The organism is Mycobacterium sp. 5-140-3-2, from assembly GCF_035666375.1.
GTDB classification, from domain to species: Bacteria; Actinomycetota; Actinomycetes; order Mycobacteriales; family Mycobacteriaceae; genus Mycobacterium; species Mycobacterium intracellulare.
Genome location: NZ_CP142025.1, coordinates 2,381,427 through 2,394,650 on the forward strand (window position 1 = coordinate 2,381,427; position 13,224 = coordinate 2,394,650).

Below are 13,224 nucleotides of genomic sequence, written 5' to 3' on the forward strand. Positions count from 1 at the left end.
ACAACTTCCGGATACTGATCACGTGAGCGTTCGCGTCCGACGGGTGACCACCACCCGCGCCGGTGGTGTCTCGAAGCCGCCCTTCGACACCTTCAATCTGGGCGACCACGTCGGTGATGACCCGGCCGCGGTCGCCGAGAACCGGGCCCGGTTGGCCGCCGCCGTCGGTCTGCGCCCCGGCCGCGTGGTGTGGATGAACCAGGTCCACGGCGATCGGGTCGAGGTGGTGGACGGGCCACGCGAGGCCGCCGTGGAGGACACCGACGCGCTGGTGACCCGCACTGCGCGACTGGCGCTGGCGGTGGTGACCGCCGACTGCGTTCCGGTGTTGATGGCCGATGCGCGCGCGGGGGTGGCCGCGGCGGTGCACGCCGGCCGGGTCGGTGCCCAGCGCGGCGTGGTGGCGCGCACGGTGGAGGCGATGCTCGAGCTGGGGGCGCAGCCCGACGACATCTCGGCCCTGCTGGGTCCGGCGGTCAGCGGCCACAACTACGAGGTGCCGGAGGCGATGGTTGACGAGGTCGAAGCTGCGCTGCCGGGCAGTCGCACCATCACCGGTGCCGGAACCCCCGGGCTTGACCTGCGGGCCGGAATCGCTTGCCAGCTCAAGGGTTTGGGCGTCACCGCGATCGATATCGATCCTCGGTGCACGGTCGCCGACCCGACGTTGTTCAGTCATCGCCGGGAGGCGCCCACCGGCCGGCTGGCCTCGCTGGTCTGGATGGAGTGACCGCGATGGCGGTGGACATGTCCAATGGGGGAGATCGCGAATCGGAATTGACCCGCGCATTGGCGGCGGTGCGCTCCCGCCTTGCCGCGGCAGCACAAGCCGCGGGCCGCAATGCCGCGGAAATCGAGGTTTTGCCGATTACCAAATATTTTCCAGCAATCGACGTCGTGACTTTGTCCCGATTGGGGTGCCGGGCCGTCGGCGAATCGCGGGACCAGGAAGCGACCGCAAAAGTGGCCGAAGTCACTCGGCTCCTGGCGGCTCCCGAACGGGCGAACGTGGGAAATCCGCGCTGGCACATGGTGGGTCATATCCAACGGAACAAGGCTCGGTCGGTGGCCGGTTGGGCCCACACCGCGCACTCGGTCGACAGCGCCCAGCTGGTGACCGCCCTCGACCGGGGGGTGGCGGCGGCGCTGGCCGAAGGGCGCCGCACCGACCCGATGCGGATCTACGTCCAGGTCAGCCTCGACGGCGACGAGTCCCGCGGCGGTGTGGACATTTCCCGGCCGGGGGCCGTCGACCAGATGTGCGCCCAGGTCGAGGAGGCGTCCAATCTCGACCTGGCCGGGTTGATGGCCATCCCGCCGCTGGACTCCGATCCCGACGAGGCCTTTGACCGGCTGCAATCGGAACATCGGCGGGTCCTGGAGTCGCACCGGAACGCGGTCGGGCTCTCCGCCGGCATGTCCAACGACTTCGAAATCGCGGTCAAACACGGATCGACATGTGTGCGTGTCGGTACCGCCCTATTGGGCCGTCGGAGGTTACCGTCACCGTAAGTAGTCACTGCAGTAACAGCTTTATCACTAACACCAGGAATCCCAGGGGCTAGAAGGGTCAACGCAATGAGCACACTGCACAAAGTCAAGGCCTATTTCGGTATGGCCCCAATGGACGACTACGAGGACGAGTATTACGACGACCGCGCGCCGTCCCGCGGTTTCCCGCGCCCCCGATTTGATGACGGCTACGGCCGCTACGACGGCGACGACTACGAGGACCCGCGTCGCGAGCCCGCCGACTACCCGCCGCCCGCCGGCTACCGCGGCGGCTACGCCGACGAACCCCGCTACGGCTCCGTGCACCCCCGCGAATTCGACCGGGCCGAGCGGGGCGGGCCACGCTTCGGCTCGTGGTTGCGCAACTCCACCCGCGGCGCGCTGGCGATGGACCCCCGCCGGATGGCGATGATGTTCGAAGAGGGCCACCCGCTGTCGAAGATCACCACGCTGCGGCCCAAGGACTACAGCGAGGCCCGCACCATCGGCGAACGCTTCCGCGACGGCACCCCGGTCATCATGGACCTGGTGTCGATGGACAACGCCGACGCCAAGCGGCTCGTCGACTTCGCGGCCGGCCTGGCCTTCGCGCTGCGCGGATCCTTCGACAAGGTGGCGACCAAGGTGTTCCTGCTGTCGCCCGCCGACGTCGACGTGTCCCCGGAGGAGCGTCGCCGGATCGCCGAAACCGGTTTCTACGCTTACCAATAGGCGCACCCGCCGCGCTCGGCAGCGAGAGCTGACCGCACCCTCGAACGGTTGAACGAGTCCCGAGACCACGTGAGGTGGGGCCGCTGACCCGGAGTCGGTAGGCTGGCAGGCGCCGCGCACGTCCGCGGCGCTTGGCATCTCATCGATAAGGTCGGGGCACTTCAGTTGGTGTTGTTCTTTCAGATCCTTGGGTTTGCGCTGTTCATCTTCTGGCTGCTGCTCATCGCTCGGGTCGTCGTTGAGTTCATCCGCTCGTTCAGCCGGGACTGGCATCCCACCGGGATCACCGTGGTGGTGCTGGAGATCATCATGTCGATCACCGATCCGCCGGTGAAACTGCTGCGCCGGCTGATCCCCCAACTCACCATCGGAGCGGTCCGCTTCGACCTGTCGATCATGGTGCTGTTACTGGTCGCGTTCATCGGGATGCAGCTGGCGTTCGGCGCCGCGGCGTGACCCCGTTCCGGCCCGCCGCCTGAGGCCCCCGCGCCGCCCCCGGAGACGGTTCGGACACGTTTTAGCGTCGGTTTGGTTCCCGCGATTTAAAATTTCTAAGGTTTCGGATTTTATTGGCCTCAATGTTTGAAATTGGCTCTTATTTATTGGGCTAATCAGCAACCGTCGCGCCTGGTGTGACAGGATGGACGGCAGTTGCACCACGGCTACCACTGCGTTCTACACTTTCCAGAACGTTCGACAGGAACTTGAGGGGACGAAACAATGCCGCTTACACCAGCCGACGTCCACAATGTGGCGTTCAGTAAGCCACCGATCGGCAAGCGGGGCTACAACGAAGACGAGGTGGATGCCTTCCTCGATCTGGTGGAAGCCGAGCTGACGCGACTCATCGAAGAGAACAGCGATCTGCGCCAACGGATTGAAGAGCTCGACCAGGAGCTGGCCTCCGGCGGCGGGGCCGCCGCCCCGGCCGCGGCCGCCGCGCCCACGCAGGCCATTCCGGTCCGCGAGCCCGAGCCCGAGCCCGTCAAGGCCGCGGCCGCGCCGGCCGCCGCGGTCAACAACGAGGAACAGGCCATGAAGGCCGCTCGGGTGCTGAGCCTGGCCCAGGACACCGCCGACCGGCTCACCAGCACCGCGCAGGCCGAGTCGGAGAAGATGCTGTCCGACGCCCGCGCCAACGCCGACCAGATCCTCAGCGAGGCCCGCAGCACCGCCGAGACCACGGTCGCCGAGGCCCGGCAGCGCGCCGACGCGATGTTGGCGGACGCGCAGACCCGCTCGGAGACCCAGTTGCGCCAGGCCCAGGAGAAGGCCGACGCCCTGCAGGCCGACGCCGAACGCAAGCATTCCGAGATCATGGGCACCATCAACCAGCAGCGCACGGTCCTGGAGGGTCGCCTCGAACAGCTCCGCACCTTCGAGCGCGAATACCGGACCCGGCTCAAGACCTACCTGGAGTCTCAGCTCGAGGAACTCGGCCAGCGCGGGTCGGCGGCCCCCGTGGACTCCAGCGCCGATGCCGGCGGGTTCGACCAATTCAACCGGGGCAACAACTAGCGTTTTCAGCTGTGCCGGACGCTCGCCGAGCTCGGGGTTGGCACACTAGGTCCTGAACACCGCAGTCCCGCTCGTCGCCTGGAGGATGCCCGATGCTCGTCATTGCGCTGGTATTGGCCCTGATCGGGCTCGTCGCGTTGGTGTTCGCCGTCGTCACGAGCAACGAGCTGGTCGCCTGGCTGTGCATCGCCGCCAGCGTGGTGGGTGTGGTCCTGTTGATCCTCGACGCCTTGCGCGAGCGCCAGCACCGCGAGCCCGGTGGTGCCGAAGACCAGGATGCGGGTGAGGCCCGTCCCGACGAGGACGACTACGTGGACTATCCCGAGGAGGCTTCCGCCGAGGGCGAAGAGGAGGCGGTCACCGACGGGCCCGAGCCGACGGGGGAATCCAGCGTCGCGGCCGAGGGCCGCGGCGACGAGTCCGCCAAGTAACGCTCAGGCCGTCGGCGTGGCGAGCAGTTCGCGCACCTCGTCGTCGCTGACCTGATGAAAATCGTCGTAGACCTGCCCGACGGCTTCGAATCCGGGCGGCATCGTCGCGCACACCACGTCATCGGCCTCCCGCGCCAGGTCGCGGCAGGCGGACTCCGGCCCCACCGGGACCGCGACGGTGATTGATTCCGGCCCCGCGGCGCGCACCGCTCGCACGGCGGCCAACATGCTGGCGCCGGTGGCGATCCCGTCGTCGGCCAGGATCACGACCCGGTCGCGCGGGTCGGCGATCGGCCGGCCGCCCCGGTAGGCGTGCTCGCGCCGGAGCAGTTCGGTGGTCTCGCTGTCGATCACCTCGCGCACCTGCTCATCGGTGACGCGCAAGCTGGCCACGACGTCGTCGTTCATCACCAGGCCGCCACCGCTGGCCAGGGCGCCCATCGCCAGCTCCGACCAGTTCGGCACCCCGAGCTTGCGCACCAGGAACACGTCCAAGGGGGCGCCCAGGGCCGCGGCGATCTCCCAGGCCACCGGCACGCCGCCGCGCGCCAGCCCGAACACCAGCACGTCGCGCCCACGGTAGGACGTCAGTTCCTCGGCCAGCGCGCGACCGGCCTCGCGGCGGTCACGGAAGTTGCGCGTCGCCGTTCGCCGGAGAAAGCCGTTCGGTCGATTCATTGGTCGTATACCAGCCTACGTGGGAAAGCTCACTTCGGCGGTGCATGTTCGGTGGGACGGCCGGCGCAAGCGCAATACGGTTGCGCGGGAAGGCGATTGGATTTGGCCGGCGGCGCAGCATCGGTGTGATCGCGGCTTCGCCGCTCAACATGGTCCATCGGCTCAGGAATGAATGCGAGCATTCATTCCATTCGGCTCAGTCGTGTGTCCGAGGGGGGACTTGAACCCCCACGCCCATTAGTAGGGCACTAGCACCTCAAGCTAGCGCGTCTGCCATTCCGCCACTCGGACAAGGCCAAACCAGCATGGGTTGGCAGCTAAGGCTATCGGATTGCCTGCCGCGAACCCAATCCGACTCCTCGGGACGCCGCGATGCTCGGCATCGGGCCGTCCGGCCGCGGCAATGGTAGGAAAGGGGGTTGTGACCATTCAGAGCGGGGCGACCGAGGAGCCGACCAACCCGAGTGACGACGTCGTCGAGGTGGTCAGCAAGCTGATCCGGTTCGACACCACCAACACCGGCGAACCCGAGACCACCAAGGGCGAGGCCGAGTGCGCCCAATGGGTCGCCGAGCAGCTCGCCGAGGTCGGCTACGCCCCGCAATATGTCGAATCCGGCGCCCCCGGCCGCGGCAACGTCTTCGTCCGCCTGCCCGGCGCCGACCCCTCACGCGGTGGCCTGCTCATCCACGGGCACCTCGACGTGGTGCCGGCCGAGCCCACGGAGTGGAGCGTGCACCCGTTCTCCGGCGCGGTCAAAGACGGCTTTGTCTGGGGCCGCGGGGCGATCGACATGAAGGACATGGTCGGGATGATGATCGTGGTGGCCCGGCAGTTGAAGCGGGCCGGCATCGTCCCCCCGCGCGACCTGGTCTTCGCGTTCATCGCCGACGAAGAGCACGGCGGCACCTTCGGGGCGCAGTGGCTGGTCGACAACCGGCCGGATCTGTTCGACGGGGTCACCGAGGCGATCGGCGAGGTGGGCGGGTTCTCGCTGACCGTGCCGCGCCGCGACGGGGGAGAACGTCGGCTCTACCTGATCGAGACGGCCGAAAAGGGGCTGTCGTGGATGCGGCTCACCGCCCGTGGCCCCGCCGGTCACGGATCGATGGTGCACGACCAGAACGCCGTCACGGCCGTCGCCGAGGCCGTCGCCCGGCTGGGCCGGCACCAGTTTCCGCTGGTGCTGACCGACACCGTCGCGCAGTTCCTCGCGGCCGTCAGCGAGGAAACCGGGCTGACCTTCGACACCGAGTCGGGCGACCTGCGGGGAGCGGTCGAGAAGCTGGGTCCGATGGCCCGCATGCTCAAGGCCGTGCTGCACGACACCGCCAACCCCACGATGCTCAAGGCCGGGTACAAGGCCAACGTCGTCCCGGCGATCGCCGAGGCGGTGGTGGACTGCCGGATCCTGCCCGGTCGCAAGGAGGCGTTCGAGGCCGAGATCGACGAGCTGCTCGGGCCGGACGTGACCCGCGAATGGATCAAGGACTTCTCGTCCTATGAGACCAGCTTCGACGGTGACCTCGTCGACGCGATGAACGCCGCCGTGCTGGCGCTCGACCCGGACGCCCGCACCGTGCCGTATATGCTCTCCGGTGGTACCGACGCGAAATCCTTCGCGCGCTTGGGTATTCGCTGTTTCGGCTTCAGCCCGCTGCGGTTGCCGCCGGACCTGGATTTCACCGCGCTGTTCCACGGCGTCGATGAACGGGTACCCATCGACGCGTTGCGGTTCGGCACCGACGTGCTGACCCACTTCCTGACCCACTGCTAGTTGACGAACGCAAGCCGATCACCCGAGAGGACCGCCATGAGCACTGCGCCCGACCCATACGCATCGCTGCCCAAGCTGCCGACGTTCACGTTGACCTCGCAATCGGTCACCGACGGTCAGCCCCTGGCCAAGCCCCAGGTCAGCGGCATCATGGGCGCCGGTGGTGAGGACGTCAGCCCCCAGCTGAGCTGGTCGGGATTCCCGGAAGGGACCCGCAGTTTCGCCGTCACCGTCTATGACCCCGACGCGCCGACGGCCTCCGGGTTCTGGCACTGGGCGGTCGCGAACCTGCCCGCCGACGTCACCGAGCTGGCCGAGGGCGCCGGCGACGGCAGCAACCTGCCCGGTGACGCGCTCACGCTGGTCAACGACGCCGGGCTGCGCCGCTACCTCGGCGCCGCGCCGCCGGCCGGGCACGGCCCGCATCGCTACTACATCGCCGTGCACGCCGTGGACACCGACAAGCTGGATCTGCCCGAGGACGCCAGCCCGGCCTTCCTCGGGTTCAACCTGTTCCAGCACGCCATCGCCCGCGCGGTCATCCACGCCACCTACGAACAGAAGTAGGCTCAGCCCCGAGCCGCCGCGCCGACCGCCTCACTAAGCGAGGCGAACCCCCCGTCGTGCAGCCGCCGGGCGACGCCGTCGTGAATCTGCTTGGCCCACAAGCCTCCTCCGTAGATGAAGCCGGTGTAGCCCTGCAGCAGCGAGGCGCCCGCGGTGATCCGCTCCCAGGCGTCGTCGGCGTTTTCGATGCCGCCGACGCTGATCAACACCAGGCGGTCGCCGACCCGGCCGTAGAGCCGGCGCAGGACCTCGACCGCGCGGCGCGCCACCGGCGGCCCGGAGATGCCGCCAGCGCCCAGCTCGTCGACGCCGGGCGTCCGCAAACCCTGCCGCGAGATCGTGGTGTTGGTGGCGACGATGCCGGCCAGGCCCAGCTCGACCGCCAGGTCCGCGATGGCGTCCACATCGGCATCGGAGAGGTCCGGCGCGATCTTCACCAGCACCGGTGTGGTCGTCTCGGCGAGCACGGCCGACAGGATGGGCCGCAGCGACTCGACCGCCTGCAGGTCGCGCAGCCCCGGGGTGTTCGGCGAGCTGACGTTGACCACCAGGTAGGAGGCCAGCGGACCCACCAGCCGCGCGCTCGCCCGGTAGTCGTCGACTGCCTGATCGGCCGGCGTTGCCTTCGTCTTGCCGATGTTGACCCCGATCGGCACCTCCGGCCGCTGGCGCGCGAGCCGCATCGCGAGCGCGCCGGCGCCGAGGTTGTTGAAGCCCATCCGGTTGAGCAGGGCCCGGTCGGCGGGCAGCCGGAACATGCGGGGGGCCGGGTTGCCGGCCTGCGGGTGGGCGGTGACGGTTCCGACCTCGGCATGCCCGAAACCCAGCGCGCCCCAGGTGAGTACGCCCAGTCCGTCCTTGTCGAAGCCGGCCGCCAGGCCCAGCGGACCCGGGAAACACACCCCGAACACGGTGCTGGCCAGCGCCGGATCGGTCGGGGCCAGCAACCGGCGCAAGGCCCGGCGCGCCCAGGCGACGGCCGTGACGCCGCGCAGGAAGCCGAAGACCAGCGTGTGAATGCGCTCGGGCGGGATCACGAAAAACAGCTGCCGCAGCAGGCCGTACAGCCGGTGGCCGCCCGCGCGTGGCCGGTCGGGTGTCACAGTTGCGGCTGGTCGGGCCGCCGCCCCTCGTAACCGGTACCGTCCAGGCGAGACTTCTTGCGGCGCAACAACACTCGTCTGCTGCCGTCGTTGTAGAGCCGCACCCTGGTCAACTCCCAGCCGCGGTATTCGGCCTCGATGGACAATCGGGTCGACGCGCTGACCCGGGTCACTTCCGGGGGTAGGCGCAGCGGCACCCATTCGTATTCGTCGGACATCTCGGTGTCCCAGCCCGCGGGCAGGCGGCTGTGCCGCGCCGCGGTCAACGCCTACCCGCCGCGTGATCGATGACCTGAACTCCCGCACCGGATCCCGACACCACGTACAAGGTGTCCGACGCTTCGTCGAAGGCCAGTGAGTTGGGTTGCTGCACGGTCGGGTAGCGCACCTTTTCGACGGGGATTCCGGTGGACAGGTCGTAACCAATGACGATATTGGAAACGGTCTGCGAAACCCAGGCTAACGCGCGGGAACCCGCCAGGCCGTAGGGCGCCTGCGACACCGGGTAGGCCTGCCGCAGGATCAGCGGGTCCACGCCGTAGACCAGCAGCTGACCGCCGCGGGTGTCGGCGACCAGAACGCGGCCCAGCGCGTCGGCGGCCATGGTGGTGGCGCCCCGGCCGGCACGCAGGGCCTGCTGGACGTGGCCGTCGGCGTCGATCGTCGTCACCGACGTCTGCCCGCGATCCAGCACCACCGTCGTATCGCCTTGTGTGACAAGACAATCGACGCGCGCGAAGACCTTGTTGCGACTGGCGACGCTCGCGGCGCTCACCGCGCCCGGCTTGGGGGAGGCGAGGGTGTAGACGGCGCCGTCGGCGCTGCCCAACACGAGCCGGCCGTCGGCGCGTCGCGCCACCGCGGTGAACTCGGTCTGGGCCGCGTCGCTCACGCTCACCTGCGCCGTGTGGCCGGTGGACAGGTCGACCGCGAAGTAGCCGCCGCGCGCGGCCAGATAGGCGGTGCCCTGGCCGTCGTCGGTCAACGCGCTGGCCGGCCCCGGCAGGTCGACGACGCGCGGCGGGGCCTGCGCCTCACCGAAAACGGTGATGCTGCCCGGCGCTGCCGGGTCGCTGCCCGGCGCCAGGACCGCCAGCCGGCGGGTGCCGGCATCGAACACCGCCGCGGCGGCATGGGCGGGCAGCGGCCGCACCGCGCCGGCCGGCGACTGCGACGGCGGCGGCGACACGGCCGCCGCCGCGGGTTCGATGGTGCGCGGCGCGCCGGCGAGCGGATTCGACGAGCAACCGACCGTCGCACCGAGCAAAACCGCGAGGCTCAACACACCGCCTTGAGCTGCCAGCTTGTGGCGCCATGGTTGTGACAGCAAGTGCTTTCCCTCGTGGTGCGGCGGTGGAACACAAATTCTAAGGAACGAGGTCGGTCCCACAGGGCCATGCTGCCCGCGTCTGGCCGGACCGGCGAGGTATCGTCGGCTCATGGCCGTCACCGCTGACCGTCATATGACGCAGGAAGAGTTTGCTGTCGAAGACATGTCGACAGGTATTTTCGCTAGCGGATACGGACAAGTCGGTGATGGGCGAAGTTTCTCGTTCCACATCGAGAACCGATCACTTGTCGTGGAAGTTTACCGGCCACGCCTGGCCGGGCCCGTTCCGCAGGCCGACGAGGTGGTCGCCACCGCAGTCCGCAGCCTGGTCGATATCGACCTCACCGACGAGCGCAGCCTGAGCGCGGCGGTGCGCGACTCCGTGGCGCACGCGGAGCCGGTTTCCCGCTAGGCCGCGCGCGTCGCCGGCGTCGGGCCACTCAGCTGCGGTCTCGGGGCCTCCTACCGGGTAGCGTCGTGGTCGACATGACCGTCATTCTGCTGCGACACGGCCGATCCAGTTCGAACACCGCCGGCATCCTCGCCGGACGTTCGGAGGGCGTCGACCTCGACGACAAGGGCCGCGAGCAAGCCGCCGCGCTGATCGACCGGATCGGTGATCTGCCGATCCGCGAGTTGATCACCTCGCCGCTGTTGCGCTGCCGTCGCACCCTCGAACCACTGGCCGACGCGCTGTGTCTCGCGCCGCTCGTCGAAGACCGGCTCGCCGAAGTGGACTACGGGGAATGGACGGGCCGCAAGATCGCCGAGCTGGTGAGCGAGCGGTTGTGGAAGGTCGTGCAGGCCCATCCCAGCGCGGCGGTCTTTCCCGGCGGCGAGGGCCTGGCGCAGGTGCAGGCCCGGGCGGTCGCCGCCGTCCGCGAGCACGACCGCCGGCTGGCCTCGGAGCACGGTGGCGACGCGCTGTGGGTCGCTTGCACCCACGGTGATGTCATCAAGGCGGTGATCGCCGACGCGTACGGCATACACCTGGACGGGTTCCAGCGCGTCACCGCCGACCCGGCGTCGGTCAGTGTGATCCGGTACACCGAACTGCGCCCGTTTGTGTTGCACGTCAACCACACCGGCGCGCGGCTGTCCGCCGCACTGCGGGCCGGACCGCAGCCGAAGGAAGAGGCAAAGGCGGAAACCGACGGGCAGCCCAACGGCGAGGCGCAGGCACCACCGGCCGCCGGAGTCCCGTCCAGCGACGCCGTGGTCGGCGGTTCGACGGATTAATTCGACTGCCACCACTATCGGATCGCACGGCGACGGCAACAGCCGGTATTTTGGAGGTGCCATGTCCCGCGCAATTCACGTCTTCCGCACCCCCGACCGCTTCGTGGCCGGGACCGTTGGCCAGCCCGGAAATCGCACGTTCTACATCCAGGCGGTGCACGACGCGCGCGTGGTGTCGGTGATCCTGGAAAAGCAGCAGGTTGCCGTACTGGCCGAACGCATCGGCGCGCTGTTGCTCGAGGTGAATCGCCGGTTCGGCACGCCGGTTCCGCCCGAGCCCGCCGAGGTCGAGGACCTCAAGCCGTTGATCACGCCCGTGGACGCCGAGTTCCGGGTCGGGACCATGGGTCTGGGCTGGGATTCGGAGGCCCAGACCGTGGTGGTCGAGCTGCTGGCCGTCACCGACGCCGAGTTCGATGCGTCGGTGGTGCTCGACGACACCGAGGAGGGTCCCGACGCGGTGCGGGTGTTCCTGACGCCGGAGTCGGCGCGGCAGTTCGCCAGCCGCTCCAACCGGGTGATCTCGGCCGGGCGTCCGCCGTGCCCGCTGTGCGACGAACCGTTGGACCCGGAGGGACATATCTGCGCGCGCGCCAACGGCTATCGGCGCAATGCGCTTCTCGGGTCTGACGATGACCCCGAGGTGTGACGACCATGAGGTGTTGCGCAACGGCGAGCTGACGGTCATCGGACGGATCCGCTCGGCCAGCAACGCCACCTTCCTGTGCGAATCTACGCTCGACGAGCGCGCGGTGCACTGCGTCTACAAGCCGGTCGCCGGCGAGGCGCCGCTATGGGACTTTCCCGACGGAACGCTGGCCGGCCGCGAGCGGGCCGCATACCTGGTGTCGGCGCAGTTGGGCTGGAACATCGTGCCCTACACGATCATTCGCCACGGGCCGGCGGGCCCGGGCATGTTGCAGCAGTGGGTGCAGCAACCCGGCGACACGGTGGACACCGAGCCGCGGCCGGGCCCGGATCTGGTCGACCTGTTTCCCGCGGGCAAGGCCCAGCCCGGCTACCTGCCGGTGCTGCGCGCCTACGACTACGCCGGCGACGAGGTCGTGTTGATGCACGCCGACGACATTCGCCTATGGCGGATGGCGGTGTTCGACGTGCTGGTCAACAACGCCGACCGCAAGGGCGGCCACGTCCTGCGCGACCTCGACGGCCACATCTTCGGGGTCGACCACGGTGTGTGCCTGCACGTCGAGGACAAGCTGCGGACCGTGCTGTGGGGGTGGGCCGGCAAGCCGATCGACAGTCAGACGTGCAAGGCCGTCGCCGGCCTCGCCGAGGCCCTCACCGGCTCGTTCGGCGACGAACTGGCCGAGCACATCACGTCCGCGGAGATCGCCGCGCTGCGCATGCGCGCGCACGCGCTGCTGGACAATCCGGTGATGCCGGGACCCAACCGGCATCGCCCGATCCCGTGGCCGGCTTTCTAGCGGTGATCGCAAGCGCGGCACGGCGTCGGCGATACTGAACCGGTGAGCCATGCCCCCGACGACGAGTCGGACGAGATGACCGATGCCGCGCTGGCCGCCGATCTCGCCGCCGAAGCGGGGGAGTTATTGCTCAAGGTCCGCGACGAGGTCGGGTTCGGCTATCCCTGGGCGCTGGGCGACGCGGGTGACAGCCTGGCGAACGACCTGATCCTGCGGCGGCTGCGCGTCGAGCGGCCCGGCGACGCGGTGCTCAGCGAGGAGGCCTACGACGACCTGTCCCGGCTGCAGCACGACCGGGTGTGGATCATCGACCCGCTGGACGGCACCCGCGAGTTCTCCACGCCGGGCCGCGACGACTGGGCGGTCCACATCGCGCTGTGGCAGCGACCCAGCGATGGCCAACGCGAGATCACCGACGCGGCGGTGTCATTGCCCGCGCGTGGCAACATCGTCTACCGCAGCGACACCGTGACGGCCGGCGCCGCCCGCGCCGGCGTCACCGACACCATCCGCATCGCCGTCAGCGCCACCCGGCCCCCGGCGGTCCTGCACCGGATGCGGCAGACGCTGCCCATTCAGCCGGTCGCGATCGGCTCGGCGGGCGCCAAGGCGATGGCCATCATCGACGGCGACGTCGACGCCTACGTGCACGCCGGCGGCCAGTGGGAGTGGGACTCGGCCGCCCCGGCCGGGGTGGTGATGGCCGCCGGGATGCACGCCTCGCGGCTCGACGGATCGCCGATGCGCTACAACCAGCTCGACCCGTACCTGCCCGACTTCGTCATGTGCCGCGCCGAGCTGGCCCCGATCCTGCTGGGAGCCATCCGCGACGCCTGGCGCTAAGGGTGGGCGATTCCGGGCAGCTTCGTCGACGCGCTGTGCTGATTGCGCGCCTCCTCCGCGGCCCACT

16 protein-coding genes, 1 tRNA gene and 1 pseudogene are annotated in these 13,224 nt (G+C 69.2%); 13 read left to right on the forward strand and 5 right to left on the reverse strand.

The features are described 5' to 3' along the window. Positions 1-22: 22 nt before the first annotated feature. The 6 genes from pgeF (at position 23) to P6281_RS11360 (ending at position 4,172) form a co-directional block, all read left to right on the forward strand. Positions 23-730, forward strand: a complete 708-nt coding sequence (gene pgeF, locus P6281_RS11335) for a peptidoglycan editing factor PgeF (RefSeq protein ID WP_202284867.1) — start codon at positions 23-25, stop codon at positions 728-730. Positions 731-735: 5 nt separating this feature from the next. Then, on the forward strand, positions 736-1,512 hold the full coding sequence (locus P6281_RS11340) for a YggS family pyridoxal phosphate-dependent enzyme (protein WP_324738882.1): 777 nt from the start codon (positions 736-738) through the stop codon (positions 1,510-1,512). A 66-nt stretch (positions 1,513-1,578) separates the two neighbouring features. Further along, positions 1,579-2,223 (forward strand): cell division protein SepF, encoded by a 645-nt coding sequence (locus P6281_RS11345; RefSeq protein ID WP_008256149.1) that lies wholly within the window; start codon positions 1,579-1,581, stop codon positions 2,221-2,223. Positions 2,224-2,388: 165 nt separating this feature from the next. Continuing rightward, entirely contained in the window at positions 2,389-2,679 is a 291-nt protein-coding gene (locus tag P6281_RS11350; protein ID WP_003878110.1) for a YggT family protein, read from the forward strand. A 264-nt stretch (positions 2,680-2,943) separates the two neighbouring features. After that, positions 2,944-3,741, forward strand: a complete 798-nt coding sequence (gene wag31 / locus P6281_RS11355) for a DivIVA-like cell division protein Wag31 (RefSeq protein WP_008256153.1) — start codon at positions 2,944-2,946, stop codon at positions 3,739-3,741. Between the two features lie 92 nt (positions 3,742-3,833). Continuing rightward, positions 3,834-4,172, forward strand: coding sequence for a phage holin family protein (locus P6281_RS11360; RefSeq protein ID WP_202377292.1), 339 nt, complete (start codon positions 3,834-3,836; stop codon positions 4,170-4,172). A 3-nt stretch (positions 4,173-4,175) separates the two neighbouring features. Here P6281_RS11360 and P6281_RS11365 read toward each other — a convergent pair. Then, positions 4,176-4,859 (reverse strand): annotated as a pseudogene (locus P6281_RS11365) (phosphoribosyltransferase); the annotation flags it as partial. A 196-nt stretch (positions 4,860-5,055) separates the two neighbouring features. Next, positions 5,056-5,141: transfer RNA gene (locus P6281_RS11370), tRNA-Leu, on the reverse strand. A gap of 112 nt (positions 5,142-5,253) precedes the next feature. Between P6281_RS11370 and P6281_RS11375 the strand changes: the two genes are divergently transcribed. Together P6281_RS11375 and P6281_RS11380 are read left to right on the forward strand one after the other, a co-directional pair. Further along, positions 5,254-6,627, forward strand: a complete 1,374-nt coding sequence (locus P6281_RS11375) for a M20/M25/M40 family metallo-hydrolase (RefSeq protein ID WP_268819585.1) — start codon at positions 5,254-5,256, stop codon at positions 6,625-6,627. Positions 6,628-6,663: 36 nt separating this feature from the next. Beyond that, a complete protein-coding gene (locus P6281_RS11380; RefSeq protein ID WP_014380005.1) occupies positions 6,664-7,194 on the forward strand; it encodes a YbhB/YbcL family Raf kinase inhibitor-like protein in 531 nt (176 codons plus the stop codon). Between the two features lie 2 nt (positions 7,195-7,196). Here the strand turns inward: P6281_RS11380 and P6281_RS11385 are convergent, their stop codons facing one another. From P6281_RS11385 to P6281_RS11395, 3 genes are read right to left on the reverse strand one after another with little or no spacing between them, the layout of a single operon-like run. Next, a complete protein-coding gene (locus P6281_RS11385; RefSeq protein WP_162137764.1) occupies positions 7,197-8,261 on the reverse strand; it encodes a quinone-dependent dihydroorotate dehydrogenase in 1,065 nt (354 codons plus the stop codon). 32 nt (positions 8,262-8,293) lie between these two features. Continuing rightward, positions 8,294-8,563, reverse strand: coding sequence for a DUF5703 family protein (locus P6281_RS11390; RefSeq protein WP_008256210.1), 270 nt, complete (start codon positions 8,561-8,563; stop codon positions 8,294-8,296). Beyond that, positions 8,560-9,600 (reverse strand): YncE family protein, encoded by a 1,041-nt coding sequence (locus P6281_RS11395; protein WP_225336872.1) that lies wholly within the window; start codon positions 9,598-9,600, stop codon positions 8,560-8,562. Before P6281_RS11395 ends, P6281_RS11390 begins: the two co-directional genes overlap by 4 nt. Positions 9,601-9,736: 136 nt before the next feature. Here P6281_RS11395 and P6281_RS11400 point away from each other — a divergent pair, with 136 nt between their 5' ends. From P6281_RS11400 to P6281_RS11420, 5 genes are all read left to right on the forward strand, one after another. Further along, complete coding sequence (locus P6281_RS11400; protein WP_014384579.1) at positions 9,737-10,039, forward strand: hypothetical protein; 303 nt, start codon at positions 9,737-9,739, stop codon at positions 10,037-10,039. A 74-nt stretch (positions 10,040-10,113) separates the two neighbouring features. After that, complete coding sequence (locus tag P6281_RS11405) at positions 10,114-10,866, forward strand: histidine phosphatase family protein (protein ID WP_041784961.1); 753 nt, start codon at positions 10,114-10,116, stop codon at positions 10,864-10,866. A 61-nt stretch (positions 10,867-10,927) separates the two neighbouring features. Next, on the forward strand, positions 10,928-11,515 hold the full coding sequence (locus P6281_RS11410) for a DUF3090 domain-containing protein (RefSeq protein WP_008256222.1): 588 nt from the start codon (positions 10,928-10,930) through the stop codon (positions 11,513-11,515). Further along, positions 11,499-12,314: an SCO1664 family protein gene (locus P6281_RS11415; RefSeq protein WP_263646723.1), complete on the forward strand. Its 816-nt coding sequence runs from the start codon at positions 11,499-11,501 to the stop codon at positions 12,312-12,314. Before P6281_RS11410 ends, P6281_RS11415 begins: the two co-directional genes overlap by 17 nt. Positions 12,315-12,389: 75 nt before the next feature. Next, positions 12,390-13,157, forward strand: coding sequence for a 3'(2'),5'-bisphosphate nucleotidase CysQ (locus P6281_RS11420; RefSeq protein ID WP_085976493.1), 768 nt, complete (start codon positions 12,390-12,392; stop codon positions 13,155-13,157). The last annotated feature ends 67 nt before the right edge of the window (positions 13,158-13,224 follow it).

Excerpts from the sequence above, each read along its gene's own strand:
- P6281_RS11340 (WP_324738882.1), top strand. The coding sequence starts at position 736 with ATGGCGGTGGACATGTCCAATGGGGGAGATCGCGAATCGGAATTGACC.
- P6281_RS11345 (WP_008256149.1), top strand. The coding sequence starts at position 1,579 with ATGAGCACACTGCACAAAGTCAAGGCCTATTTCGGTATGGCCCCAATG.
- wag31 (WP_008256153.1), top strand. The coding sequence starts at position 2,944 with ATGCCGCTTACACCAGCCGACGTCCACAATGTGGCGTTCAGTAAGCCA.
- P6281_RS11360 (WP_202377292.1), top strand. The coding sequence starts at position 3,834 with ATGCTCGTCATTGCGCTGGTATTGGCCCTGATCGGGCTCGTCGCGTTG.
- P6281_RS11375 (WP_268819585.1), top strand. The coding sequence starts at position 5,254 with ATGGTAGGAAAGGGGGTTGTGACCATTCAGAGCGGGGCGACCGAGGAG.
- P6281_RS11380 (WP_014380005.1), top strand. The coding sequence starts at position 6,664 with ATGAGCACTGCGCCCGACCCATACGCATCGCTGCCCAAGCTGCCGACG.
- P6281_RS11400 (WP_014384579.1), top strand. The coding sequence starts at position 9,737 with ATGGCCGTCACCGCTGACCGTCATATGACGCAGGAAGAGTTTGCTGTC.
- P6281_RS11405 (WP_041784961.1), top strand. The coding sequence starts at position 10,114 with ATGACCGTCATTCTGCTGCGACACGGCCGATCCAGTTCGAACACCGCC.
- P6281_RS11410 (WP_008256222.1), top strand. The coding sequence starts at position 10,928 with ATGTCCCGCGCAATTCACGTCTTCCGCACCCCCGACCGCTTCGTGGCC.
- P6281_RS11415 (WP_263646723.1), top strand. The coding sequence starts at position 11,499 with ATGACCCCGAGGTGTGACGACCATGAGGTGTTGCGCAACGGCGAGCTG.
- P6281_RS11420 (WP_085976493.1), top strand. The coding sequence starts at position 12,390 with ATGACCGATGCCGCGCTGGCCGCCGATCTCGCCGCCGAAGCGGGGGAG.